This is a genomic window from Leifsonia sp. CL147, from assembly GCF_900114565.1.
In the GTDB taxonomy this organism is placed as follows: Bacteria; Actinomycetota; Actinomycetes; order Actinomycetales; family Microbacteriaceae; genus Leifsonia.
Genome location: NZ_FOTM01000005.1, coordinates 40,868 through 64,828, shown reverse-complemented (window position 1 = coordinate 64,828; position 23,961 = coordinate 40,868). Strand labels below are relative to the sequence as shown.

Annotated in this window: 26 protein-coding genes; 14 read left to right on the top strand and 12 right to left on the bottom strand. The window is 70.2% G+C overall.

The features are described from left to right. The first annotated feature begins 1 nt into the window (after position 1). The 5 genes from BM287_RS06275 (at position 2) to BM287_RS06255 (ending at position 5,707) form a co-directional block, all read left to right on the top strand. Entirely contained in the window at positions 2 to 2,296 is a 2,295-nt protein-coding gene (locus BM287_RS06275; protein ID WP_090037048.1) for a glycoside hydrolase family 3 C-terminal domain-containing protein, read from the top strand. Between the two features lie 105 nt (positions 2,297 to 2,401). Then, on the top strand, positions 2,402 to 3,154 hold the full coding sequence (locus tag BM287_RS06270) for a methyltransferase (protein ID WP_090037046.1): 753 nt from the start codon (positions 2,402 to 2,404) through the stop codon (positions 3,152 to 3,154). 68 nt (positions 3,155 to 3,222) lie between these two features. Then, on the top strand, positions 3,223 to 4,290 hold the full coding sequence (locus BM287_RS06265; protein ID WP_090037044.1) for a zinc-ribbon domain-containing protein: 1,068 nt from the start codon (positions 3,223 to 3,225) through the stop codon (positions 4,288 to 4,290). 112 nt (positions 4,291 to 4,402) lie between these two features. Next, the gene (locus BM287_RS06260) at positions 4,403 to 4,834 is read left to right on the top strand and encodes a VOC family protein (protein WP_090037042.1); all 432 of its coding nucleotides are present in this window, start codon (positions 4,403 to 4,405) and stop codon (positions 4,832 to 4,834) included. 30 nt (positions 4,835 to 4,864) lie between these two features. Next, positions 4,865 to 5,707 carry a class II glutamine amidotransferase gene (locus BM287_RS06255; protein ID WP_090037040.1) on the top strand — a complete coding sequence of 281 codons (843 nt, stop codon included), beginning with the start codon at positions 4,865 to 4,867 and terminating at the stop codon, positions 5,705 to 5,707. Between the two features lie 24 nt (positions 5,708 to 5,731). Here the strand turns inward: BM287_RS06255 and BM287_RS06250 are convergent, their stop codons facing one another. Further along, entirely contained in the window at positions 5,732 to 6,220 is a 489-nt protein-coding gene (locus tag BM287_RS06250; protein ID WP_090037038.1) for an FBP domain-containing protein, read from the bottom strand. 323 nt (positions 6,221 to 6,543) lie between these two features. On the opposite strand from BM287_RS06250, the gene BM287_RS06245 reads away from it, so the two are divergent. The 5 genes from BM287_RS06245 (at position 6,544) to BM287_RS06225 (ending at position 9,789) form a co-directional block, all read left to right on the top strand. Further along, the gene (locus BM287_RS06245) at positions 6,544 to 6,951 is read left to right on the top strand and encodes a RidA family protein (RefSeq protein ID WP_090037036.1); all 408 of its coding nucleotides are present in this window, start codon (positions 6,544 to 6,546) and stop codon (positions 6,949 to 6,951) included. A 93-nt stretch (positions 6,952 to 7,044) separates the two neighbouring features. Then, positions 7,045 to 7,407, top strand: a complete 363-nt coding sequence (locus BM287_RS06240) for a YciI family protein (RefSeq protein ID WP_090037035.1) — start codon at positions 7,045 to 7,047, stop codon at positions 7,405 to 7,407. Between the two features lie 238 nt (positions 7,408 to 7,645). Further along, a complete protein-coding gene (locus BM287_RS06235; protein WP_090037033.1) occupies positions 7,646 to 8,584 on the top strand; it encodes an RNA polymerase subunit sigma-70 in 939 nt (312 codons plus the stop codon). A gap of 63 nt (positions 8,585 to 8,647) precedes the next feature. Further along, a complete protein-coding gene (locus tag BM287_RS06230; protein ID WP_090037031.1) occupies positions 8,648 to 9,202 on the top strand; it encodes a dihydrofolate reductase family protein in 555 nt (184 codons plus the stop codon). A gap of 113 nt (positions 9,203 to 9,315) precedes the next feature. Next, a complete protein-coding gene (locus tag BM287_RS06225) occupies positions 9,316 to 9,789 on the top strand; it encodes an SRPBCC family protein (protein ID WP_090037029.1) in 474 nt (157 codons plus the stop codon). A gap of 7 nt (positions 9,790 to 9,796) precedes the next feature. Here BM287_RS06225 and BM287_RS06220 read toward each other — a convergent pair whose 3' ends face one another. From BM287_RS06220 to BM287_RS06210, 3 genes are all read right to left on the bottom strand, one after another. Then, complete coding sequence (locus BM287_RS06220) at positions 9,797 to 11,023, bottom strand: RNA polymerase sigma factor (protein WP_090037027.1); 1,227 nt, start codon at positions 11,021 to 11,023, stop codon at positions 9,797 to 9,799. Continuing rightward, on the bottom strand, positions 11,020 to 11,388 hold the full coding sequence (locus BM287_RS06215; RefSeq protein WP_090037025.1) for a YciI family protein: 369 nt from the start codon (positions 11,386 to 11,388) through the stop codon (positions 11,020 to 11,022). The genes BM287_RS06220 and BM287_RS06215 overlap by 4 nt, the downstream gene beginning before the upstream one ends. Before the next feature lie 114 nt (positions 11,389 to 11,502). Continuing rightward, entirely contained in the window at positions 11,503 to 12,981 is a 1,479-nt protein-coding gene (locus tag BM287_RS06210; protein WP_090037023.1) for a 2-isopropylmalate synthase, read from the bottom strand. 188 nt (positions 12,982 to 13,169) lie between these two features. On the opposite strand from BM287_RS06210, the gene BM287_RS06205 reads away from it, so the two are divergent. Beyond that, complete coding sequence (locus BM287_RS06205; RefSeq protein ID WP_090037022.1) at positions 13,170 to 13,841, top strand: FadR/GntR family transcriptional regulator; 672 nt, start codon at positions 13,170 to 13,172, stop codon at positions 13,839 to 13,841. Between the two features lie 6 nt (positions 13,842 to 13,847). On the opposite strand, the gene BM287_RS06200 is transcribed toward BM287_RS06205, so the two are convergent. The 7 genes from BM287_RS06200 to BM287_RS06170 form a co-directional block, all read right to left on the bottom strand. Then, the gene (locus BM287_RS06200) at positions 13,848 to 16,163 is read right to left on the bottom strand and encodes a heavy metal translocating P-type ATPase (protein WP_090107280.1); all 2,316 of its coding nucleotides are present in this window, start codon (positions 16,161 to 16,163) and stop codon (positions 13,848 to 13,850) included. Between the two features lie 56 nt (positions 16,164 to 16,219). Continuing rightward, entirely contained in the window at positions 16,220 to 16,429 is a 210-nt protein-coding gene (locus BM287_RS06195) for a heavy-metal-associated domain-containing protein (RefSeq protein WP_090037313.1), read from the bottom strand. Positions 16,430 to 16,537: 108 nt separating this feature from the next. Beyond that, entirely contained in the window at positions 16,538 to 17,314 is a 777-nt protein-coding gene (locus BM287_RS06190; protein ID WP_170857452.1) for an alkaline phosphatase family protein, read from the bottom strand. A gap of 182 nt (positions 17,315 to 17,496) precedes the next feature. Beyond that, positions 17,497 to 18,096: a cation efflux transmembrane domain-containing protein gene (locus BM287_RS06185; protein ID WP_244527957.1), complete on the bottom strand. Its 600-nt coding sequence runs from the start codon at positions 18,094 to 18,096 to the stop codon at positions 17,497 to 17,499. A gap of 205 nt (positions 18,097 to 18,301) precedes the next feature. Next, positions 18,302 to 18,904 (bottom strand): dihydrofolate reductase family protein, encoded by a 603-nt coding sequence (locus tag BM287_RS06180; RefSeq protein WP_090037017.1) that lies wholly within the window; start codon positions 18,902 to 18,904, stop codon positions 18,302 to 18,304. Positions 18,905 to 19,026: 122 nt separating this feature from the next. After that, on the bottom strand, positions 19,027 to 19,362 hold the full coding sequence (locus tag BM287_RS06175; RefSeq protein WP_090037015.1) for a cupin domain-containing protein: 336 nt from the start codon (positions 19,360 to 19,362) through the stop codon (positions 19,027 to 19,029). Between the two features lie 79 nt (positions 19,363 to 19,441). Beyond that, entirely contained in the window at positions 19,442 to 20,443 is a 1,002-nt protein-coding gene (locus BM287_RS06170) for a DUF1996 domain-containing protein (RefSeq protein WP_090037014.1), read from the bottom strand. A 111-nt stretch (positions 20,444 to 20,554) separates the two neighbouring features. Here BM287_RS06170 and BM287_RS06165 point away from each other — a divergent pair, with 111 nt between their 5' ends. Genes BM287_RS06165 through BM287_RS06155 form a run of 3 tightly spaced genes read left to right on the top strand, consistent with a single transcriptional unit; the run spans position 20,555 to position 23,233 of the window. Then, a complete protein-coding gene (locus tag BM287_RS06165) occupies positions 20,555 to 21,244 on the top strand; it encodes a response regulator transcription factor (protein WP_244527954.1) in 690 nt (229 codons plus the stop codon). A 46-nt stretch (positions 21,245 to 21,290) separates the two neighbouring features. After that, complete coding sequence (locus tag BM287_RS06160; protein WP_170857451.1) at positions 21,291 to 22,616, top strand: HAMP domain-containing sensor histidine kinase; 1,326 nt, start codon at positions 21,291 to 21,293, stop codon at positions 22,614 to 22,616. 23 nt (positions 22,617 to 22,639) lie between these two features. After that, complete coding sequence (locus tag BM287_RS06155) at positions 22,640 to 23,233, top strand: DUF5666 domain-containing protein (protein ID WP_090037008.1); 594 nt, start codon at positions 22,640 to 22,642, stop codon at positions 23,231 to 23,233. A gap of 179 nt (positions 23,234 to 23,412) precedes the next feature. On the opposite strand, the gene BM287_RS06150 is transcribed toward BM287_RS06155, so the two are convergent. Then, entirely contained in the window at positions 23,413 to 23,949 is a 537-nt protein-coding gene (locus BM287_RS06150; RefSeq protein ID WP_090037005.1) for a TetR/AcrR family transcriptional regulator, read from the bottom strand. Positions 23,950 to 23,961 lie beyond the last annotated feature (12 nt).

Genomic DNA, 23,961 nt, shown 5'->3' with positions numbered 1-23,961 from the left:
CATGACCGACACGATCACGGCGGAGGTCGCCGACGCCATCTCGGGACTCACGGTCGAGGAGAAGGCGTCGCTGACCAGCGGCGCGAGCTTCTGGCGCACGAAAGCAGTGGAGCGGGCGGGCATCCCGTCCGTCATGCTCACGGACGGGCCCCACGGCCTGCGGAAGCAGAGGGAGGACGAGGGCGACCACCTGGGCATTGGCGACAGCATCCCGGCGACCTGCTTCCCTCCCGCCGTCGCACTGGGCTCCTCCTGGGATGTGGAGCTGGTCGAGCGGGTCGGTGCGGCCCTCGGCGTGGAGTCGTCCATCGAGGACGTCGCGGTCCTCCTCGGTCCCGGCATCAACATCAAGCGCTCTCCGCTGTGCGGACGCAACTTCGAGTACCTCAGCGAGGACCCGATCGTCTCCGGCGTGCTCGGCGCGGCGCTCGTGCGCGGCATCCAGTCGCAGGGCGTCGGTGCGTCGCTGAAGCACTTCGCGGCCAACAACCAGGAGGACGACCGGATGCGCTCCTCGTCCGACATCGACCCGCGTCCGCTGCGTGAGATCTACCTGCGCGGATTCCAGCGTGTCGTCGAGGACGCCCAGCCGTACACGGTCATGTGCTCGTACAACCGGATCAACGGCGTGCCGGCCTCGCAGAACCGCTGGCTGCTCACGGACGTGCTGCGCGACGAATGGGGCTTCGAAGGGCTGGTCGTCTCGGACTGGGGAGCGGTCGGCGACCGGGTCGCGGCACTGAGCGCGGGACTCGATCTCGAGATGCCCGGCACCGGCGGCCGGACCGATCGGGAGGTCGTCGCCGCTGTCGCCGACGGCTCTCTGGATGCGGCGCTCCTGGATGCGTCGGCCCGGCGGATCGCGACGCTCGCGACCCGCTGGGCGGCGACTGCGCGTATCGAGGGTCCGCTGGACGTGGAGGCGCACCACGCACTCGCCCGCGAAGCGGCGGCGCGCTCCATCGTGCTGCTGAAGAACGATGCCGCGGCGGACGGCTCCGAGCCCGTGCTGCCGCTCGCGTCCGGGCAGCGGATCGCCGTGATCGGTGCGTTCGCCCAGAAGCCGCGGTACCAGGGCGCCGGTTCGTCCATGATCCGGCCGACCCGGTTGGATGACGCGCTCACGGCCATCCGGGACGTTGCGCAGGACGTGACCTACGCGCCGGGGTTCTCGCTCGCGGTCGACGCCGACCCGTCCGAGACCGCGCGACTGCAGCGCGAGGCCGTCGAGGCCGCGGCCTCCGCCGAGGTCGCGGTCGTGTTCGCGGGGCTTCCGGCGCGGCTCGAGTCGGAAGGCTACGACCGCGACGACATCGACCTCCCGGCCGACCAGGTGGCGCTGATCGACGCGGTGGTCCAGGCGAACCCGCGGACCGTCGTGGTGCTCTCGAACGGCGGCGTCGTCACCCTGCCCTTCGCGGGTCGCGTTCCCGCGATCGTCGAGGGTTGGCTGCTCGGCCAGGCCGGAGGGTCGGCGACGGCGGACGTGCTGTTCGGTGCCGCGAACCCGTCGGGCAAGCTCACGGAGACCGTCCCGCGCCGGATCGAGGACACGCCCGCCTTCCTCAACTTCCCGGGCGAGGAGGGGCACGTCCGGTACGGGGAGGGTCTGTTCGTCGGATACCGCTGGTACGACGCGCGGCGTCTGGAGGTGGAGTACCCGTTCGGCCATGGCCTCTCGTACACGACGTTCGGGTACGGCGCGGCCGGCGCATCCATTTCGGCGGACGGCGACCTCGAGGTGCGCGTCACGGTCACCAACAGCGGTGGACGGGCCGGGCGCGAGGTCGTCCAGGTGTACACCTCGCTGCCGGGATCGCGCGTGCAGCGCGCGCCGCGCGAGCTCAAGGGGTTCGCCTCGGTGGAGCTCGCGGCCGGCGAAGCGCGCGAGGTCGTCGTCACCGTGCGCCGCGAGGACCTGGCGTACTGGCATGTGACCGCCGAGCGGTGGGTCGTCGAGGGAGGCGACTACCGGATCGAGGTGGGGTCGTCGAGCCGTGATCTGCGGTCGTCCGCGACGGTCTCGATCGACGGCGACGAGCTGCGGCTCCCGCTGACGCGCGATTCGTCGCTCGCGGAGGTGCTCGCGAATCCGGTGGCCGGGCCGATGCTGCAGGGCGCGCTGGCCGGCATGGGGGAGATGATGGAGGGCGCTGCGTCGATCATGCCGGAGGGCGTCTCGATGGAACGGATGATGGGCTCGTTCCCGATCGGACGCATCGGCATGATGGCCGGCGAGGGCGTGACACCCGAGATGATCGACGGACTGCTCGCGGCGGCCAACGCGCAGTCGTAGGACCGCATCCACTGGTCCCGGCACGCCGTTTCGACTGCGGACGTGACGGCGTGTCGGGACCAGTCGTCGACGGCTGGGCGGCGGGCGGCGGCTAGCCTGGGCCGCATGCCCGAGGGAGCGTACCGCTGGTTCGTCTACGCCGAGCTGGCGTTGGCCTTGGTGACGTTCGTCGCCCTGCTGTTCGTGGTCGCGCCCTACGGCGGGCGGCACGGCCGCGTGGGGTGGGGACCGACCGTCCCGGCACGTGTGGGCTGGATCGTGATGGAGGCGCCGGCCCCCGTTCTGTTCGTCGCGTTCTTCCTTCTCGGCTCGCGCCGGGCGCAACTCGTTCCGCTCGTGTTCCTGGCGCTCTGGCTGGTGCACTACGTCTATCGCGCGTTCGTGTATCCGTTCCTGATGCGGTCGGGATCGCGCATGCCGGTGCTCGTCATGGCGCTCGCGATCGCCTTCAACACCCTGAACGCGTGGGTGAACGCGCGCTGGATCTCGGAATACGGGTCGTATCCGGTCGCCTGGGTGGCCGATCCGCGGTTCTGGATCGGCGTGGCCCTCTTCGCGGGCGGCCTCACGCTCAACGCGCGGTCGGACCGGACGCTGCGGCGGCTGAGGCGCGCGGGAGGCGGGTACCGCATCCCGAACGGCGGCGGATTCCGCTACGTCTCGAGCCCGAACTACCTCGGCGAGATGATCGAGTGGACGGGATGGGCGATCGCGACGTGGTCGCTGGCCGGGACGGCGTTCGCGCTGTACACGATCGCGAACCTGGGCCCGCGGGCGGTCGCCAACCATCGGTGGTATCGGTCCACCTTCCCGGACTACCCGCCGGAGCGCCGGGCGCTCCTTCCCTTCGTGCTCTGACCCGCGCAGGATGCGCGACGAGTGACGGTGGTCGTGCCTACGCTGGCGGAGAGCGAAGGGATGCGCAGGTGCCGGAGAACGTCGAGCAGTGGTGGGCGCGCCGCCAGTGGTCGAAGGGCGTCGCGGTGCCGTACCCCGTCGGCCGGTACCGGAGCGACTGGGAGCGGTACCCGGTGCTGATCCGGCAGTACCATCCCGACCTCAACCACGGGATCACGCTGACCCAGGTTCCGCCGGCCGCCGACGTGTACCTGGTGTGGGAGTGCGACTCCGGGCACCGCTTCGTCGCGACGCCCGAGGAGCAGCGGTCGCGACCCGGCGGGACGCGGCGACGGTCCGCGTGGTGTCCCGAGTGCGCCGAGGCGGCGGCGCCGCGTCCGGTGCGGACCGCGGTTCCGGACGCCGGCGTGCACGTCTGCGGTCATGCCCGCGATCCGCGGCGGATCGAGAGCGAGCCGGACGACGACCGGTGCTACCTCTGCCGCCGCCTCGACCGCGAGCCGCTCACGCGCGAACAGCTGGTCACCATGGCGGCGCCGGGGTCCCGGGTGGCGGTGTCCGCCGACAACGGCACGGCGGCGAAGCACTCCTGGCAGTGCGAGGCGGGCCACCCCGCCTATCAGGCGAGCATCGAGCGCATCCTCGGCGGAAGGCGGTGCCCGATCTGCCGGCATGCCCGCGGAGGCGCCGACGCCGTCGCGGTGGGGGAGGCGTTCGTCAGCCGCTGGGCTCCCGCGCCTGCTTCCGCGGCGGAGCCGGAGCTGAAGCGGCGTCTGGGCCTGCGCTTCGAGTTCGACTTCGGGATGAACGCGGTGCGCGTCGCCAAACCGTTCCATTCGCACCTGGAGGTGTGGCCGGACATCCTCTTTCCCGAGCTGAACGTCGCCCTCGAGTACGACACGACGGGGCGTCACGGGCTCGAGCACGTCGGCCCCCGCGAGGCGTCGGATCTACGCAAGGACCGCCTGCTGAGGGCGGTCGGCTGGGAGGTCGTGCGCGTGCGCTGCGGCAAGCTGCAGCCGATCGGACCGTACGATCTGACGGCCGGCAGCATCACGGACACGCTGGTGGACCGGATCGTCGCACGACTGGGGGAGATCCGCGGCGAGCTCTTCGTCGCCGCCTACCTGCGCTGACGAGACCGCTTCGCCGACATTTCCGGGCGTATGGCCTCTGGCACATCCACTCGGCCGGTGGCTACGCTGGGCCGCGAACGAGCAATCCACCAACTCTCCTGAGGAGGACATCATGCCGTCGATCCTGAACCCGTACCTCAACTTCCGCACCCAGGCGCGGGAAGCCATGGAGTTCTACCAGTCCGTGTTCGGCGGGGAGGTGCAGCGCAGCACGTTCGCCGAGTTCCAGATGGCGCAGGATCCGGCCGACAACGACCTGATCATGCACTCGCAGCTGACCACCCCGGGCGGCTTCACGATCATGGCCGCAGACGTCCCGGCACACATGGAGCTGAACGCGGGCAGCAACATCAGCATCTCTCTCAGCGGCGACGACGAGGCGGAGCTCACGGGCTACTACGAGAAGCTCACCGAGGGCGGAACGGTCGTCGAACCGCTCGCCAAGGCGCCGTGGGGCGACAGCTTCGGTATGGCGATCGACCGGTTCGGGATCCAATGGCTGGTGAACATCGCCGGGGCGAAACCGGAGGCGGCGGCGGAGTAGCGCGACCGGCGCCGATGCGGGGAGGTCGTCATGTGCCGTTGGCTCGCATACTCGGGAGAGCCCCTGAAGCCCGCCTATCTGATTCTGGACGCGCAGCACTCGCTCGTGGCCCAGTCCCTGAACTCGCCGTTGGGGGCGGAGACCGTGAACGGCGACGGCTTCGGCTTCGGCTGGTATCCGGCGGATCGTTCGACGGGAAGCACACCCGCGCTGTTCCACAGCATCGAGCCGGCCTGGCACGACGAGAACCTGAGGGAGCTGACGGACGCGATCGCCAGCCCGTTGTTCTTCGGCCACGTTCGCGCCGCGGCCGGACCGCCCATCCAGCAGACGAACTGCCACCCGTTCCGGTACGAGAACTGGATGTTCATGCACAACGGCTTCCTCAACGGGTTCGTCCAGCTGAAGCGCGACCTCGCGATGGCCGTGGACGAGTCGCTCTTCCCGCTCATCCACGGCACCACGGATTCGGAGGTGCTCTTCTACCTGGCACTCACCTTCGGCCTGCGCGATGACCCGGTCGAGGGGATGGCGAAGGCGATCCGCTTCGTCGAGGGGATGGGTGAACGCAAGGGGATCCGGTTCCCGGTGCAGGGCACGTTCGCCCTGTCGGACGGGCGCACGCTGTGGGCGTTCCGCTACTCCACCTCGCATCAGAGCCGGACGCTGTTCCACTCCGTCGCCGTCCCGGAGCTGCGGGAGATGTTCCCGGATGCGGCGCAGTTCGACCTCTTCGGCGACCACGCGAAAGTCGTCGTCTCGGAGCCGCTCAACGACATGCCGGGCGCCTTCCTCGAGGTGCCGGAGTCGACGGTGGCGATCCTGGACGACGACGGCTACCGGCATGAGCCGTTCCTGAGCGAGGCGGCCTGACCGGCAGGCCGCCTCGCGCAGGGCTCAGTCTCCGTCCAGCACCTTGCGCACGAAGGCGTCGACGTGCTCGCGGAGCGTTTCGATCCGCCGGAGTCGCGCCGCCTCGACATCGAAGCCGACATACGCCGTCGGCGGCCGCTTGCGCACATTCGCCGAGCACTGGAACTCGGCGCAGACCAGCGTGCCGAGAGTGTTGCCGTTGCGACCCGCCGTGCCGGCGCGTTTCGCGATGAAGAAGAGGACGTCGTTGGGCAGGTGCACGTCCTCGCACCACGAGCACTGCGGACGGGAGCGGGCGCGCCCGTCCGCCTGGCGCAGCAGCACGCCGACGGGCGCGCCGTCGATCTCGGCGACGACGTAACCCACGGTGGGGAGCTTGCGGTCGCGCCAGCCGAGATAGTCGATGTCGTCCCAGCGCACCTGCGCCAGGTCGGGGAGGGTGAGCTCCTTGCGCTCGCGCTGGGACGCGTTGACGAAGGAGGAGCGGAGTTGTTGCTCGGTCATGGAAAGCATGGATGAACGCCTGACTGTCGAGAATCGGTTCAGTACCCGGACGGGATCCGTCCGGGAAGGCCGTCGCCGGGCACGCCGAAGCGACGGAGCGCGCGCAGCGGCGCACGGAAGCGCGCAGCGGCGCACGGAAGCGCGCAGAGGCGCGGAATCGCCGAGAAGGGTCAGCGCTATCTCGCGCCGGCGCAGAGGGCGCCGGCGACCTCCAGACGCCCGGCCGCGGAGCGCGGAGCCGTGGGCTGCGAGATGAGCGGGTTCACAGCTCCATGGTACCGACGGTCCCGGCATGTCCGTCGGATGTCGGTGGTCCGCACCAAAATTGCACCATGACCGAATCGAACACGAACACGCCCCTGCCGACCCAGATCGACCCACCGGAGCTGTATCGCAGCCCGGCCTTCGCCCAGGGAATGATCCTCCCCGAGGGCCCGGCGCTCTTCGTGGGCGGCCAGAACGGGGTGGATGCGGAGGGCGCGCTTCTCGAGGGTCTGGAGGCGCAGACCGAGCAGGCGCTGCGGAACCTCCTGGCCGTGCTCGCGGCAGCGGGCAGTGGGCCGGAGCAGGTGGTCAAGCTGAACATCCACCTGACTCCCGGCATCGATCCGACCGCCGCCTACGCGGCGACTCGGACCGTTTGGGGCGACCGGCGCACCGCGGTGACCGTGCTCGCAGTGGCGCCCGCGCGACCGGGCGCCCTCGTCGAGATCGACGCTGTGGCCGCGGTTCCACGCTGAAATTCCGGCTGGCCACTGCGGCCGTGTCGAAATCGGGCGCCTTCGTTCGACGCATTCACACGAGATGATCCACACAACGGGAGGATGTGCACGATGAGCCGATTCATGATCCTGATCTACGGCGACGAGAAGCGCTGGCGCGAGATGTCCCAGCAGGAGCGCGCGGAGATCGATGCCGCGCACCGTGAGTTCTGGGCGAAAGCGGAGGACTCGATCATCGCCTCGGGCGAGCTGCAGGGCCCCGGGACGGCGGTCACCGTCCGCCGCGGAACCGACGGCGAGCCGACGACGGTGGACGGTCCGTTCACCGAGGCGAAGGAAGTGGTCGGCGGGTTCTATGTCATCGACGTGCCCGATCAGGCGGCTGCCGTCGAGCTCGCCTCAGGGCTTGCGGAGGCCCGCCACGATCACAGCGGGGTCCAGGTCCAGCCGTTGGTCGACCACAGCGCCGCATGAGCCGGTAGCGGAGCCGGCGGCGGGCGGGACGGCACGGGGAGAGCTTCCCGGGATGCCGTTCCGTCCGCGTCGGGTTGAGACGTCTTCGCTAGGAATTCGTTTCCGCGTAGGGCCGGCATCCCCGGGCGCCCTCTACGTTAGCGATCCGGACGCTTGTCCTCAATTATGAGGACAGAAACCGTCAAGAATTGACGGGGAGGCCGGACGGAATGTCGCCGGGCGTGGCTAGGCTCGCCGCATGGCGGAATTCGACGAGGGGGAGCTCTCCCGCATCCGGCGCGGGCTGGTGACGTTCTGCTACCAGCTGCTCGGGTCGCCCTTCGAGGCGGAGGATGCCGCGCAGGATGTGATGGAGCGGGTCTGGCGCGCTCGTTCGACCTTCGACCCGGCCCGCGCCTCTTTCGCCACGTGGGCCTATCGCATCGCGCGGAACGTGTGCGTCGACCGGTTGCGCGAGACTCCGCGCCGCCCTCTGCCGCGGGATCTGCGCGATCCCGGACTGGAGGTCGGCACGCCGCTCGTCCCGGCCTTCGACGTCCCGTGGCTGCTGCCGGCACCGACCGGCTGGGCCGGCGGATCGGAGGCCGAAACGGTCGCCGAGCGTCGCGAGGAGGTGCGGCTCGCGGTCACCGCCATGCTGCAGTCGCTGTCGCCGGCGCAGCGCGGCGCGTTCGTGCTGCGCGACATCCTGCGGCTCTCCGCGGTGGAGGCGGCCGCCGTGCTGGAGGTTTCCGTGCCCTCGGCGAACTCGGCCCTCCAGCGCGCACGTGCGGCCATCCGTGCCGGGACGCAGCGTGCGCATCCCGTCGCCGACGGTGTCGTCGAACGATACGCCCGCGCGATCGAGGAGGCGGACGCCGCTGCCCTCGCCTCGGTGGTCGCCGACGACGTGGTCTTCGAGATGCCGCCGGTGCCGCAGTGGTCGATCGGGCGCGATTCGTACGCCGCCTTTATGGCGCACCTGTTCGTCTGGCGCGGAACGGGGTGGTCGACGACGTCGGTCTCGGCGAACGGCCAGCCGGCCATCCTGCTGTATCGGGTCACCCCCGATGGGCGTACGCCGCACACCGTCCACCTGCTCGATGGAGACGCATCCGGCGCCATCGGGCACGTTCTCGTGTACCAGGATGCGCGGCTGTTCGACCTTTTCGCGTCCACAGCATCCGTTCTGCGATGATTTCGGCGCATCCCATCCGTATGTCCTGATGAAGGATCCCCTTCACGAACAAAGGAGACGGAGATGGGACGACTGATCGTGACGCAGTTCATCACGCTGGATGGTGTAGTCGAGGACCCGGACGGCAGCGACGGCACGCCGTTCGGCGGCTGGGCGATGCAGTTCGGACCGGCGGCGATCGCCGGGGACAAGTTCTCCCTGGCGAGCATCCTGGAGTCCGGGGTGCTGCTGCTCGGCCGGCGGAGCTGGGAGCACTTCAGCACACTGTGGCCGACGCGGGACGACGAGTTCTCGCAGCTGATGAACCGGGCGAGGAAGGCGGTCGTGACCAGCCGTCCGCTCCCGGGCGGCACCTGGGCCAACTCGACGCCGGTGGCCGGGACTCTTCAGGGGTGGCTCACTGAGACGCTCGCGTCGAAGGATGTCGCGGTCATCGGCAGCGGATCGTTGCTGCCTGCCCTGGTCGAGGCGGACGCAGTGGACGAGTACCGGCTGCTCACTTTCCCCGTCGCGGTCGGGTCGGGCCGCCGCCTGTTCGGTGCGGGCGCGCGGTTCGGCCTGAGGTCGGCGGAGCAGTCCGGGCCGGCCGTGCTGAGCGTGCTGGACCCGCGCGGCTGACATCGGCGGGCTTCGGGCCGGGAGCGGCGGCGATGATGCTTGACGCGGGGGACCGAGCCGCCTATCGTCGTATCCAACGGAATTGTTGAGTAAACAGATTGTTGAGGACGATCATGGGCAACCCGGTCATCATCGAAGCCGTTCCCGGCACCAACTACGCCGACCTCACCAGGGAGTTCGACGCTCCGGTGGAGGCGCTCTTCCGCGCTCATGCCGACGCCGGCCTCTACGCCACGTGGATCGGTCCACGAGCCCTGGAGACGGAGATCACCCGCTGGGACTTCCGGAGTGGGGGAGGGTACGGCTTCGAGCAGCGCGACACGGCCGGGCAGTCCTTCGGATTCCGCGGCGTCTTCCACACGATCGTCGACAACGAGCTCATCATCCAGACCTTCGAGTACCTCGGCGCGCTGAACGAAGTCAGCCTCGACCGAATGCGCTTCGAGGCGTTGCCCGGGGGCCGTTCCCGCCTGGCGGGACGGTCGGTCTTCACCTCCGCGGAAGCGCTGGAGGCGATGATCGCATCCGGCATGGAGTACGGCGTCCGGGAAGGCTACGAGAAGCTCGACGAGCTCCTGGCCCGCTGACCCGAGCTCACTGCCGGTGTCCGAGCCGACGGGCGCGCGAGTCCAGGTAGTCGCGCTCCGGCGCGGATCGCGTGCCGCGGGCTGCCGCCCGGTACTCGGCGACCGCTTCCGGGATGCTGCCCGCGCGCTCGAGCAGGTGCGCCCGCACCGCCGCCGCCCGTTGCGCATCCACGGGCCGGCCGCTCGCGGCCAGGCGGTCGATCGAAGCGAGACCGGCCCGCGGCCCGAACACCATCGCCTCTGCGACCGCGGCGTTGAGGGTGACGACGGGGTTGCCCGTCTGCCGTTCCAGCAGGCGGTAGAGCACGAGGATCTGCGCCCAGTCGGTCGACTCCGCGTCCGGCGCTTCGTCGTGGACGGCCGCGATCGAGGCCTGGAGCGCATACGGCCCCGCCTCGCCCAGCGGGAGCGACCGCTCCAGGATGCCGATGCCCTCCGCGATCAGGTCGCGATTCCAGAGCGAGCGGTCCTGCTCGTCGAGGGGCACCAGCCGGCCGCCGGGAGTCGTGCGGGCGGGTCGGCGCGCATCCGTCAGCAGGAGCAGCGCCAGCATCCCGGCGACTTCTCCGTCCTCCGGGAGTGCCGCATGGAGCATCCGCGCCAGGTGGATGGCCTGGTCGGTCAGATCGACGTCATGGATGGCGCCGCCAGTGGTCACGGTGTGCCCCTCGGAGAACATGACGTAGATCACGGCGAGCACAGCCTCCAGCCGGTCGTCGGCGCCGAGGGGAGCGGGGAACGCAGCTCCTGTCTCTCGGATTCGCGCCTTCGCCCGGCTGATCCGCTGTGCGACGGTCGACTCCGGGAGCAGGTACGCGTGAGCGATCTGGGCAGTGGTGAGGCCGGCCACCGCTCGCAGCGTCAACGTGATCTGAGCGGAGGCGGTGAGCGCTGGATGGCAGCAGAGCTGGAGCAACTGGACACTGTCGTCGGCGTGGGCGACCGCGACACCCGCGAGCGGCTCATGCAGCATCGCCTCCGACCGCTCCCGGTCGCGCCTGCTGCTCTCGCTGCGGATCTGGTCGATCAGCCGCCGGCGGGCCGCGGTGACGAGCCAGGCGCGCGCATCGTCCGGCCGGCCTGTTCGCGGCCACTGCTGGACGGCCGCGATGAGCGCCTCCTGCACGGCATCCTCGCAGATGTCGAACTGGCCGGCCCCATACCGCCGGAGCAACGCCGCGAGGACCTGCGGCGCGAGCTCGCGCAGCAGGTCCCCGAGGGGTCGCTCGGTCACATGTCCACCCCGGCGGAGAACATCACCGGCCGGATCTCCAGGGCGAGCCCGTCGATGGAGGCGTCCGGGATCTGCTTCGCCAGCTCGATCGCACGCTCCTTGGACTCCACGTCGACCAGGTAGTAGCCGCCCATGAACTCCTTGGACTCGGCGAACGGTCCATCGACGACCTCCGGGACGCCGCCGCGGCTGCGCACCACGCTGGACTGACTGGCATCGCCCAGCGCGTTGGTGCTCAGGAACTCCCCGGTCTCGGTGATGGCCGCCATGAACTTCTCGTGGCCGTCGCCGATCGCGGACATCTGCGCTTCGCTGAGGCCCGCCAGCACGTCCGGGTCGACCTGCATCAGGATGAGGTACTTCATGGCTGTTCCTTTCGATCGGTACGCCGCGTGATCGCAGCGTTCGCAGACAGGTCGGAGCCGGGCGCCGATTCTCGACACTCTACTTTCCGAAAGCGGCGGGGCGGCGGAGGCGGATCAGGTTCGCGGGTCCACTGCGCCCAGGGCGACAGCGTGAGGATCGTCCTCCCGGACGGAGTAGACGGTTCGAAAGAGCTCCCAGAGCTCGGCCGCGGTCGCCTCGGCACCCGTGGCATCGGTGTGCTGCTGCACGTGCCGGGCGAAGTCGATCTGCAGCCGGCGGGGCAGTTCGATTCCGTACTCCGCCTCGAGGAGGTAGGCGATGCCGCCCTTGCCGGACTGCGAGTTGACCCGGATCACGGCGTCGTAGCTGCGGCCGATGTCGGCGGGATCGATGGGGAGGTAGGGGACTCGCCACTCGATCGCGCTCTCCGCACGGCCTTCGGAGGCGGCTCTGGCGCGGTGCTCGGCGAATCCCTTCTTGATGGCGTCCTGGTGCGTGCCGCTGAAGGCGGTGTGCACGAGATCTCCGGCGTACGGATGCCGTGGATGGATCTCGATGCGGTTGCAGTACTCGACCGTGCGGCGGATCTCGTCGATGTCGGAGAAGTCGATCATCGGATCGATGCCCTGGGCGTGCAGGTTGAGTGCCAGAGTCGCGAGGTCGACGTTGCCGGTCCGCTCCCCGTTGCCGAAGAGGCATCCCTCGACGCGCTGCGCACCGGCGAGGACGGCGAGCTCGGCGCAGGCGATGCCGGTGCCGCGGTCGTTGTGGGGATGCACCGAGAGGATCACGGCGTCGCGGCGGCCGAGGTTCTTGTGCATGTACTCGATCTGGTCGGCGTACACATTCGGTGTTGCGATCTCGACCGTCGCCGGGAGGTTCAGGATGACGGGTCGCTCGGCCGTCGCATCCCACAGCTCGGTCACGGCGTCGCAGATCTCGATGGCGTAGTCGGGTTCGGTGAGGTTGAACACCTCGGGCGAGAACTCGAACCGCACGTTCGGGAGTCCGCCTGCGAGCTCCAGTACGTCGCGGGCGCCGGCGAGGATCAGGTCACGCAGCTCGTCGCGGCTCTTGCCGAGCACGACGTCGCGCCAGACGGGCGCGGTGGCGGTGTACAGGTGGATGACGACCGCGTTGCGGATGCCGCGGATGGACTCCACGGTCTGTTCGATCAGGTCGCGGCGGGCCGGGGTGAACACGACGATCGTCACGTCATCCGGTGCGATGTCGCTGTCCGCGATCAGGCGCACGAAGTCGTAGTCCGTCTGCGACGCCGACGGGTAGCCGACTTCGATCTCCTTGTAGCCCATGCGGACCAGGAGTTCGAAGAAGCGGCGCTTGCGCTCCGGGTCCATCGGCTCGGCGAGCGCCTGGTTTCCGTCGCGCAGATCGACCGGCACCCACAGCGGTGCGGAGGTCAGCCGTCTCGTCGGCCAGTCCCGCGCTGTCAGGGGAACGTCGACGCGCGAGAACGCGTCGCGGTAGCGATGCGAGGGCATCTGCGAGTGGCGCTGGCGGTTCCAGGCGGCCGCGTCGGCAGGGACCGGGCCGGCGGGAGGGGAGATACGGGAGTACGTGTTCGTGCTCATCAGGCGTCGTCCTTCTTCAGTGGTGGTGAGGAGGGACCGGCGCGCATTCGACCCACGCCGGGGAGCCGGTCCGGCTACACCCCGCCGTGGCGGCGAAGAAGAAGAAATCCACGAGAGCGCACGAGAGGGAGGCTATCACAACTCCTCAGACAAGTAGAGCAGTTTACGATTCCTGCGATGATGGCTCCATGACCCTCGTACGCCGCGAACCTCTGGCCGATCAAGCCGCGGAGCTGCTGCTGGATCGCATCCGCTCCGGCGAATGGGTGCTCGGTGCCAAGCTGCCCGGCGAGACCACGCTGGCCCCGCAACTGGGCGTCGGGCGCTCCACAGTACGGGAGGCGATCCGGCAGCTCGCCGGTCGCGGTGTGCTCGCGACCCGGCAGGGCGCGGGCGTCTTCGTCACCGCCCTCGACGCATCGGAGGACTGGACCCGTACCGTCGGCCGCGCCGGCATCCTCACGGTCATCGAAGCCCGGATCGCCGTCGAGGTCGAGGCCTCCGCTCTTGCGGCGGAGCGCCGGACCAGTGCGGAGCTGAGGGCCATGAAGGGAGCGCTGGAGGCACGCGAGTCACACCGTGGCGCGGTCGATGAGCATGTCGACACGGACTCCGCGTTCCATCGCAGCATCGTCGTCGCGTCGCACAACCCGATCCTGCTCGACCTGTTCGACAGCTTCACCCCGCGAAACCGGCAGGCCATGATCGACATGCTCCGCACCCGGGGCTCCCACGGCGACGACGCGGATCAGGCGACCCATCAGGGCATCTACGACGCGATCGCCGACCGCGATCCGGCAGCTGCCGCCGCCGTCACGCGCGATCACCTCACATCACTGGCGCGCCGACTGGCGCCGTAAGCCGGCTCATCGGCGGAGGCGAAGGCTGTTGCCGACGACGAAAACGCTGGAGAACGCCATCGCCGCGCCCGCGATCATCGGGTTGAGCAGGCCGAAGGCCGCCAGAGGGATCGCCGCGACGTTGTACGCGAACGCCCAGAACAGGTTGGCCTTGATCGTGCCGAGGGTTCGCCGTGCCAGCCGGACCGCATCCACGGCGGCACGCAGGTCGCCGCGCACCAGGGTGATGTCGGCGGCCTCCATGGCGACGTCCGCGCCCGTCCCCATCGCGAGCCCCAGGTCCGCCGTCGCCAGAGCGGCCGCGTCGTTGACGCCGTCGCCCACCATGGCCACGACCTTCCCCTCCGCCTGAAGCTGTGCGATCATTCCCGCTTTGTCAGCAGGCAGCACCTCCGCGAACACCTCGTGGATGCCGACCGCATGGGCGACCGCGCGGGCCGCCGTGGAGTTGTCCCCGGTGAGGAGGATCGGCGTCAGACCGAGCCGGCCGAAGGCCGCGACGGCTTCCGCACTGGTCGGCTTGATGGTGTCCCCGACGACCAGGATGCCGCGGGCGACGCCGTCCCAGGCGACGCCGACGACGGTGAGCCCTTTCGCCTCCGCGTCGTGTCGCGCAGCCTCCAGTGCGGGATCCGCCGGAACGGACCACTCGCCGAGGAGGGAGGGACGCCCGACCAGCACGAGGTGCCCCTCGACGATGCCCTGAACTCCTCGCCCTTCGATGTTCGTGAACGAGTCCACCGAGGGCAGCTCGTCGGGCAGGGCGCCGATCCTCCGCTCGCCGGCCGTCCGCTCGCCGGCCATCCGCTCGCCGGCCGTCCGCTCGCCGGCCATCCGATCCCGCGAGCGCTCCACGGCGGCGATCGCCACCGCTCGGGCGATCGGGTGCTCGGACGCGTCCTCGACGGCCCCGGCGAGACGCAGCAGCGTCAGCTCGTCCACACCATCGGCCGCGATCACCTCGTGCACCGTCATCCTGCCCGTCGTCACCGTGCCCGTCTTGTCCAGCACGATCGTGTCCACGGTCCTGGTCGCCTCCAGCACCTGCGGGCCTTTGATCAGGATGCCCAGCTGGGCACCGCGGCCCGTGCCGACCAGCAGCGCGGTCGGCGTGGCGAGGCCCAGGGCGCACGGGCAGGCGATGATCAGCACCGCGACCGCTGCCGTGAAAGCGGAGGTCGCGGGGAACCCCGCGAGCAGCCAGGCGCCGAGAGTGACCACCGCGATGCCCAGCACAACGGGGACGAACACCCCGGAGATCCGGTCGGCGAGCCGCTGCACCTCTGCCTTGCCGGACTGCGCGTCCTCGACGAGTCTCGCCATCCGGGCCAGCTGCGTCTCGGCGCCGACCCGACTCGCGCGCACCCGGAGCCTGCCTCCCGCATTCAGGGTCGCGCCGGTGACCGCATCGCCCTCGGTCACCTCCACCGGCACCGATTCGCCCGTCAGCAGAGACCGGTCGACGGCGCTGCGCCCATCGACGACCACACCATCGGTCGCGATCTTCTCGCCGGGGCGCACGACGAACTCGTCGCCGACGCGCAGGGCACCGACCGGGATGCGCGTCTCGACTCCGCCGCGGATGACGGCCACGTCCTTGGCTCCCAGCTCGAGGAGGGCGCGCAGGGCGTCGCCCGCCCGGCGCTTCGAGCGCTTCTCGAAGTAGCGCCCGGCGAGGACGAACATCGTCACGCCGGAGGCCACCTCGAGGTAGATGTTCCCGGAGCCGTCCGAGGAGGTGACGGTGAAGCTGAAGCCGTGCGTCATGCCCGGCATCCCGGCCGTTCCGAGGAACAGCGCATACAGGGACCACGCGAAAGCCGCCAGCGTGCCGATCGAGACCAACGTGTCCATGGTCGCGGCGCCGTGGCGGGCGTTGACCGCCGCCGCTCGGTGGAACGGCCACCCGCCCCAGACGACGACGGGAGCGGCCAGCACGAGGGAGAGCCATTGCCAGTAGGTGAACTGGAACGCGGGAACCATCGCCAGGACGATCACGGGGACGGCGAGGACGACGCTCCCGATCAGTCGCTGACGCAGTCCGGTCAGTTCGGGGTCAGCATCCTCGCCGCGGGGAGGGGCGGTCGCGGGAAGAGCGGCCGTGTATCCGGTCCGCTCGACCTCCGCGATCACCTCCTGGACGCTCATCCCGGCCGGGATCGCAACGCGCGCCTTCTCGGTGGCGTAGTTGACGGTCGCCGAGACGCCATCGAGGCGGTTGAGCTTCTTCTCGATGCGCAGGGCGCAGGACGCACACGTCATGCCGCCGACCTCGAGCTCCACGTCGGTGGTGGCGCCCGAGGGGAGGGGCGAGGCGGTCATGGGTGCTCCGATCGGCGAAGACGGATGGGCGAGAGGAGGATGCGGCGGAGCCGGGTTCAGTGGCGCGCGGCGGTGTAACCGGCCTCCTCGACAGCGGCGAGGACGAGCGCATCGTCCACTCCCGCAGCCGTCGTGACGCTCAGCACGCCGTCCGTCGCGGACACGGCCAGCTCATCCACGCCGTTCACCTGCGACACCTCTTCGGTCACCGCACGCTCGCAGTGCTCGCACGTCATCCCGGTGACCTGGTATTCGATCGTCTGCACGTCATCCTCCGTTTCGATGGGCACCGCTGCAGCACCCGACGTCTCGATCCAGGATACCCCAGGGCGGTATTCCCGGGTCGAAATTCTCGGCAAGGCAATCGCGACCGTTCACTGAAGCAGCCCCGTCATCGGCGGCGCACCGGCGTCGTTGGCTGTGAGCGGCGGGAGTCCCCATTCCACTTCGATCGTCCGCAGCAGCGAATAGTGCGTGAAGGGCTGGGCGGAGACCGCATGCGGACGCGCGGCCGGGCCGGCGAGGATGCAGGCGACCACATTGTCCGAGGAGTCGCCCTCGTCGAAAGTGATCACCAGGAGCGACCGCTGCGTGGTGAAGGCGGGCGAGGCGAGGATCGGAGGGACGTTCGTCCGAAGCCAGCTGTCTCCGGTGGCGATCGAGCAGTCGTGCATGTCGTCGCACAGGTCGGGGCTGATGAAAGAGAAGTCCGGGAGGGAGGTCGTCGTCGCGAGGTCGGAGGCGAACCGGTCGTACGGAACGTCGTGCCAGGCGCAGTAGGCGGCATCGTTCGTCACGCTGGGGAAGTAGAGGAACGGGTTGTGCTTCACCGCGTAGCGGCTCGTGTTCGCGCTCGTGCAGGGCGCCGGCATCGACTCCGCGTACATGCGCCAGCTGTGTCCGGCGCTGTCGAGCTCTTGGGCGAGATCGGGCCCGGTGTCGAGGCAGGAGCCGCCCGGAGGGTTGCAGTCGCTCGTGATGCCCGCCGTGGTGCCGCTGGTGAGTGCGAGGTAGTTCGGCAGACTCGGGTGCGCCACCGCCGAGTACTGCTGGGCCTGCGCCCCGGCCTGTGCGAGGGCGTTGACGAATGGTGCGTCCGGGTTCCCGATCACGGAGGACGCCGGCTTGTTCTCCTCCACGATGAGGACCACGTGCTGCAGTCGAGCGGGGGTCGGGGGAGCGGAGGGCACGGCCGCGGGCGAGGGGGATGAGGTCGCTCGGCCGGGGCTCCCGTCCGGGGTCGGCTGCGGCCCGCTCCCGGTGCAGGCCGCAAGAGCGAGGAGAAGGACAACTCCGCCGCCCAGGATCGAGGACCGCCTCAGCATTCGGGAGCTCATTCCCGGAAGATCTGAACGGCTTCCCGCACGGCGTACACCACGATGACGAGCCCGGCGGCGGGATCCGCCCACCACCACCCGAACAGCCCGTCCAACGCGATCCCGACCAGAACGCTGCACGCGAGGATGCCGTCGACGAGAGTCACGCGCCCCTCGGTGATCAGCACCCGGTTGCCCAGGCGCCGGCCCACGCGCGCCTTGCCGAAGGCGAGCGCGAACATCGCCACCGCCGTCGCGGCGGTCCATCCTGCCCCGGCCGGTGTGGGAGCGGCGCGATGGCCGGCGACCAGCGCGACGGCCGCCTGGGCCAGCAGGTAGACGGCCAGGAGAGCGAAAGCGACACCGATCAACCGGAGCGCCAGCCTCTGCCGCCGCTCATCGACGCCGGTCAGCTCCCAGATGACGACGATGCTCGCGAAGATCTCGATGAGACTGTCGAGGCCGAATCCGAGGAGTGCGACGGAGGCGCTGGCGTAGGCGAGAACGGCGAGTACGGCCACCCCGACCACATTCCAGGCGAGCGTGATCGCTTCGAGTCCGATACCCGTCCGGACCAGCCGGCGTCGGGCATCCATCGAGAGCGTGGTGGCGGTCACGGGCGCGCCCTCTCGGCCGTGCAGCGCGGGCAGCGGGCGAGTCGGACCAGGCCCTCGATTCGTTCCATGGCTCCAGTCTCCGGGCCTCGGCGCACCGACGACAACCGTCCCGGCCGAACTGTGGAGAACTCGCAGACGCGCGACGTCTGTGTGCAGCCGTCCGATCGGCGCCCGACCCCACCCGGCCAAGCCGCCGCGACGTCTCTCAGTCCCGGGCCGTGTCGCGCTCGACGAGGTAGTGCGCAATGGTGATCCCGGTGCTCGTGCCCTGAGTGCGGAGCTGCCGGAGGTGCACCTCGGGACCGCGATCCGGGAACAGCCGCTGTCCCTGCCCGAGGACCAACGGGTGGACGAAGAGCAGCAGTTCGTCGATCAGCCCGTGCTCCAGGAGCGTCCGGACGAGCTCGCCGCTGCCCATGATGCACAGATCGGCGCCCGGCTCGCGTGTGAGTGCACGGATGCTCTCGACGACGGACCCGCTGATCAGGGTGGAGTCGGGCCAGGCCAGGACGGTCTCTGGATCGTGCGAGACGACGTACTTCTGGGCGCTGTTCAAGCCCTCCTTGAAGGGTCCGCCCTCGACGTTCCAGTGTCCGAGCATGTCGTCGTAACTGCGCCGGCCCAGCAGGAGACGCATCCCGCCGGCCTGCACGACGCGCTCACCGAGGACGGCGGCGACCTCGTCGTTCACGGCGCCCGGCGCCCAGCCGCCGAGCGTGAATCCTCCGCGGGTGTCCTCCTCCGCACGCCCGGGACCCTGGATCACGCCGTCGAGGCTGATGTGATTCGCGACGTAGATGCTGCTCATGGTGAAGCCCTTCCTGTTCGTCGAAGCCGAGGCGCGGTCGCCTCACTGACGATACGAACGAGCGCACCGGAATTCGACACCCGTGATGATTCCGGATGCGTCGCGAGCGGGAGAGCCGGGGCTCACTCCACCGGCGTGAGTTCCGGCACTTCGCCAGGGCCGTTCAGGAAGTAGCCGAGGAAGGTCACGCCTTCGGAGGTCGCGTCGAAGCGGTCGATCACCTGGGGCGCTGCGGGCTCGTAGAACACATCCCCGGCCCTCAGAACGGTTTCGGCCCCGCCATCGACCTGCAGGGTGGCCGACCCCTTCTCGATGCTGCCGAAGACCGGCCCGTTGTGCCAGTGGGCGCCGCCTGCGACGCCGGGCTGCAGCGTGATGCGCCGCACTTCGACCACTGCGGTCGTGATGTCGGGCAGGGCCTGGCGGAGGAGGGTCTCGCGTGTCACGGGTTCAGTCATGCCTCCAGCATGCCGCAGCCGGGCGAACGTGCGGATCCCACCGCTGCGGCACACCCGGAAGGGCCACGCATCCTCGCAGTCAGCGCCGCTTCGCCTGCACCTTGCCTCCCATCGGGATGGCGTCCGCACCCCGCACCGGGCCGCAGCGCACCTGCGCCGTCACGCAGGCAGCCGTGTCCGCATCCATGCGCTGCTGGTTCCAGCCGCTGACGAAGTCGGCGTGCCCGGTCACCGGGGGTCCCTGGGTCGACGGTCCGGTCGAGAGCGTGATGCCGCTCCCGCTGCTGGTGGAGTAGCTGACGTGCAGGACGAGCTGCGGGATGTGGATGGGATGCGACGACGGGCATCCCGCATCCGTCGCGTACACGGCGCCGGAGCGATCGCGACCGTCGAACGTGTGGCCGTCCCAGCAGTTCGGGAAGGTGATCACCAGTCGCAGCTGCGAGCCGGCCGGACAGTCGTGGGGGAGGGCGGCTCGGTGAGGCCGCGGATCCGACCGTGTCACCGTGCAGGTCCAGTCCACCACCGAGGTGCTCTGCGGCGCCGTGGCCGTCTCGTTGCCGGCGATCAGGCTGATGCCGGCCGGCATGCTGACGGTGCTGGAGGCGATGGCGGCGGGGGAGCGCCAGTAGAGGAGGGTTCGCGACGGCGTCAGCGCGCGGCCGTTCTGGTAGACGACCGGTGTCCAGTACGCCGAAGCGTCGGCCGTCGTCGTGCAGGTCGTCTGGCCGCCACGGAGACTCGCCGCCGTCGAGGAGGCGGTGACCGCGCGGTTGCCGAAGAAGTCGTGCTGCATCGACATCCCGGTCATCCCCGGCATCATGATCGGGTCGTTCGGGGCCCGGGATGCGGGGGAGCACGTGTCGGTGAAGATGCCGGGGTTCGAACCGCCGGACGGGAACCCGGCGGTGGAGACGCGTGGCGGCGTCGCCGTGGTGACGGCCGCCGCGGTGACGGCGGCGGTCCCGGCCGCCAGGACGAGGGCCGCAGCCGCGCCGAAAGCGAAAGCCCGGGTGCCGCCGAGGCGCGAGCGGAGCGGGCTGCGGCCGGCTGAGCGGCGCGAGAAGTGGAGAGAAGCCATACCGGCAAGTGGATGCCGACCCCGTTCGGGCCGTGAGAAGGCACTGTAAAGAAACGGTAAGGCCTGACGGAAATGCACAGGATGCCCCGCCCGGTCCGCAAGGATGGGGAGGTGAGCGAGGAGAAGGGCCTGGTGCTCGTCGTCGAGGACGAGATGACCATCGCCGACCTCGAACGCCTCTACCTCGGCAACGGCGGGTTCGGCGTCCACGTCGAGACGGACGGCGTCCGTGCCCTCGAAGCCATCGCGCGATTGCGGCCGGCAGCGATCGTGCTGGACATCGGCATCCCGGGGATGGATGGGCTCGAACTCTGCCGGGCGCTCCGCGCGCGCGGCGACTGGACGCCTGTCGTGTTCGTCACGGCCCGCGACGACGAAGTGGACCGCATCCTGGGCCTGGAGCTCGGCGCCGACGACTACGTCACCAAGCCGTTCTCGCCGCGGGAGCTCGTCGCCCGGGTGCGTGCGCTCATCCGGCGCGGGATGGTGCATACCGGTCAGGAACTGCGGCGCGTCGGCCCCATCGCGCTCGACCCGCTGCGGCGGCGGGTGGACGTCGCCGGGACACGCGTCGAGCTGACCGCGACCGAGTTCGACCTGCTGGAGCACCTGATGTCGCAGCCGGGCCGCGTCTTCACGCGCGAGCAGCTGCTCTCGTCCGTGTGGGGCGTCGCCGACTACAGCAGCAGCCGGACCGTGGATGTGCACGTCGCCCAGCTCCGCCTGAAGCTCGGTGAGGCGGCCGGCCTGATCCGAACGGTCCGCGGTGTCGGCTACAGCGTGGCGGAACCGGATGCGTGAGGACGCGCCCCGGCGATGGTGGCGTGGGTCGCTGACCGGACGGATCATGCTCGGCACCTTCGCGGTGAGCCTCATCGCGGTGCTGGTCACCGGGATCGTCGCGCTGCAGGTGGTGCAGACGGTGGCTGAGACGCAGGCCCGCCAGCAATTGAAGGCACAGGCAACCGCACTGGTCGAGGCCCGCGCGACCGGCTCGCACGTCGCAGGCGCGCGGCTCGCCGCCCTCGGAGACCGCTTCGCGGTCGTCGCCGCGGACGGCACCGTGACCGGCGCCGCGCGGGCGTCGGTCGGCCCGTCGGTGGTGCGCCAGTTGCAGTCGGGACGCACGGTCTCCGGCACGACGACCCTGGGCGGAAAGGATGCGGTGCTGGTGGGCATTCCCACCGCGGACGGCGGAGGAGTGGTCGGCGTTCGCAAGGTCGCGGACATCGCGGCGGGGAATGCGGACCTTGTCCGCTGGCTCCTCATCGCTCTCGCCATCGGACTCGCTGTTGCGACCGTCGCCGGCGTCCTCCTCGCGCGCCTGCTCGGCCGTCCGCTCACCCGGCTCGCCGGAAGCGCGCGCGAGCTGGCAGCAGGCCGGCGTGGCGTCCCGATCGCGGACGAGCCGGTGGTCGAGATCGAGGACATCGCCCAGGCGCTGCGCGGCCTCGACTCGGCGCTGTCGGTCAGCGAGGACCGCCAGCGCGAGTTCCTGCTGTCGGTGTCGCACGACATCCGCACTCCGCTCACCGCGATCCGCGGTTATGCCGAGGCTTTGGCCGACGGGTTGGTCGCTCCGGAGGAGGTGGCTCAGGTCGGGGGCACGCTTGCGGCCGAGTCGGAACGACTCCGGCGGTTCCTGGACGACCTGCTCGAACTCGCGCGGCTGGAGGCCGAGGACTTCCCCCTCAACCCCCAGCGCTTCGACGCCCGCGAGACCGTGGAGCGCGCGGTCGCCGCCTGGGCCGGCGCCGCCTCCCGGGCCGGCGTCGTGCTGCGCGCTGAGGTCCCCGGCGAACCCGTTGAGGTGACCGCCGATGGGATGCGACTGCGGCAGGTCGTCGACGCACTGATCGAGAACGCGCTCCGCGTGACACCCGAGGGCGCACCGATCGTGGTCGCCCTGGAGGGTTCGACCGGCATCCTGCTCGCCGTTCGGGATGGCGGCCCCGGGCTGACCGAGGAGGATGCGGCGGTGGCGTTCGAGCGGGGGGCGCTGCACGAGCGGTACCGGGAGGTGCGCGCGGTCGGAACAGGACTCGGCCTCTCCATTGCGCGACGGCTCGTCGCCCGCCTCGGCGGCACCATCACCGTCGGTGCGGCGCCGGAAGGAGGAGCGGCGTTCGTCGTCTCCTTACCGTCCTCTTACATTTCCCCCGCGGAGCGCTGACATCGGGCTGTGACGATGAGGTCATGGATACGAACGACACCCCCGACCCGGCCGACCGGCCCGCGACGGACGACGCAGCGGAGACCCTCCGCCTTCCCGTGACCGACCACACTCCTGAGGCGGCTGCCGTGACGGATGCCCCTCCCGCCTCCTTCCTGCACCGGCATGCGGTCGGCGTCGGCGTGGCGGCGGCCGTCCTGGCCGTCGTCGTGGTCGCCGGCGGAACCGCCTGGGGCGTCTCCGCCGCCGTGGCGAGCACGCAGACCACGGCAGGAGCCGTCATGGCGCCGATGAGTGCGACGCACACGGCCGGGCCGCATGCGGGCAAGCCCGCCAAGCACAAGCTCCATGGAGCCCGCGGAACCATCACCGCCATCAACGGCGACACGTGGACGCTGCACTCGGCATCCGGTACGACGGTCACCGTGAAGCTGACCTCGACCACGGCCTTCGGTACCAAGAAGACCCCCTCCACTCGTGAGTCGTTCACGGTGGGCGAGAAGGTCGGCGTGCTCGGGAAGCGCTCCGGCGACACGGTCACCGCCACGCGCATCGTGGCCCTGCCGCTGCACGCGCACACCGCCACCCCGAGCGCGGCGCCGACGCCGAGCACCTGACGCGCCGTCCGCCGGGCGTCCCCCGCCGAGGTGCTCCCGGGCGACGCCCCCGCCGAGGTGCTCGTAGATGCATCCGACACGCCGTAGGGCTGTGCAACTACGAGCACCTCGTGCCCGCGACCGCGCGGGCAAGGCACCTCACCGACTCGGCTCGGAGGCGGCAGCGCCGGCGCATCCCTCTACCCCAGGGAGGCGAACAACGGCTCCAGAATCAGTGCCACTTCCTCACCCTCCGCCCCGCCCAGGGCGGGGAGGTCGAGGAAATGGCGTGCGATCGTGATGCCGAGGATGCTCGACACGATCAGTTCAGCGCGGAGGCGGGCGTCATCCCTGTCGGAGGCGGCGGCGAGGGCGTCGGCCCGGCCCTGCAGGTAATCGCGCATGACGGCCGCGGCGTCCGGTGAGGTCAGCATCGAACGCATCAGGGCACGGGTCGCGGACGGCAGCTCCCGGAGGCGGACGTCGAGGACGTCGGCCAGATGGCCGGCGATCTCATTCCCGGCGAGCTCGTGTGCCGGCCGGACCGCCAGCGAGAAGAGCGCCTGCTTGGATCCGTAGTGCTGCAGCACCAGCGACGGATCGACTCCGGCACGACGCGCGATCCCGCGAATCGTCCCGCCATCCATTCCGCGTTCGCCGAACTCCTCCTGCGCCGCGCGGAGGATCTTCTCCGCCGTCGCCTCGCGGCGTTGTGCTCGCGTCGTCTGCTGCGCCATCCATCCACTCTA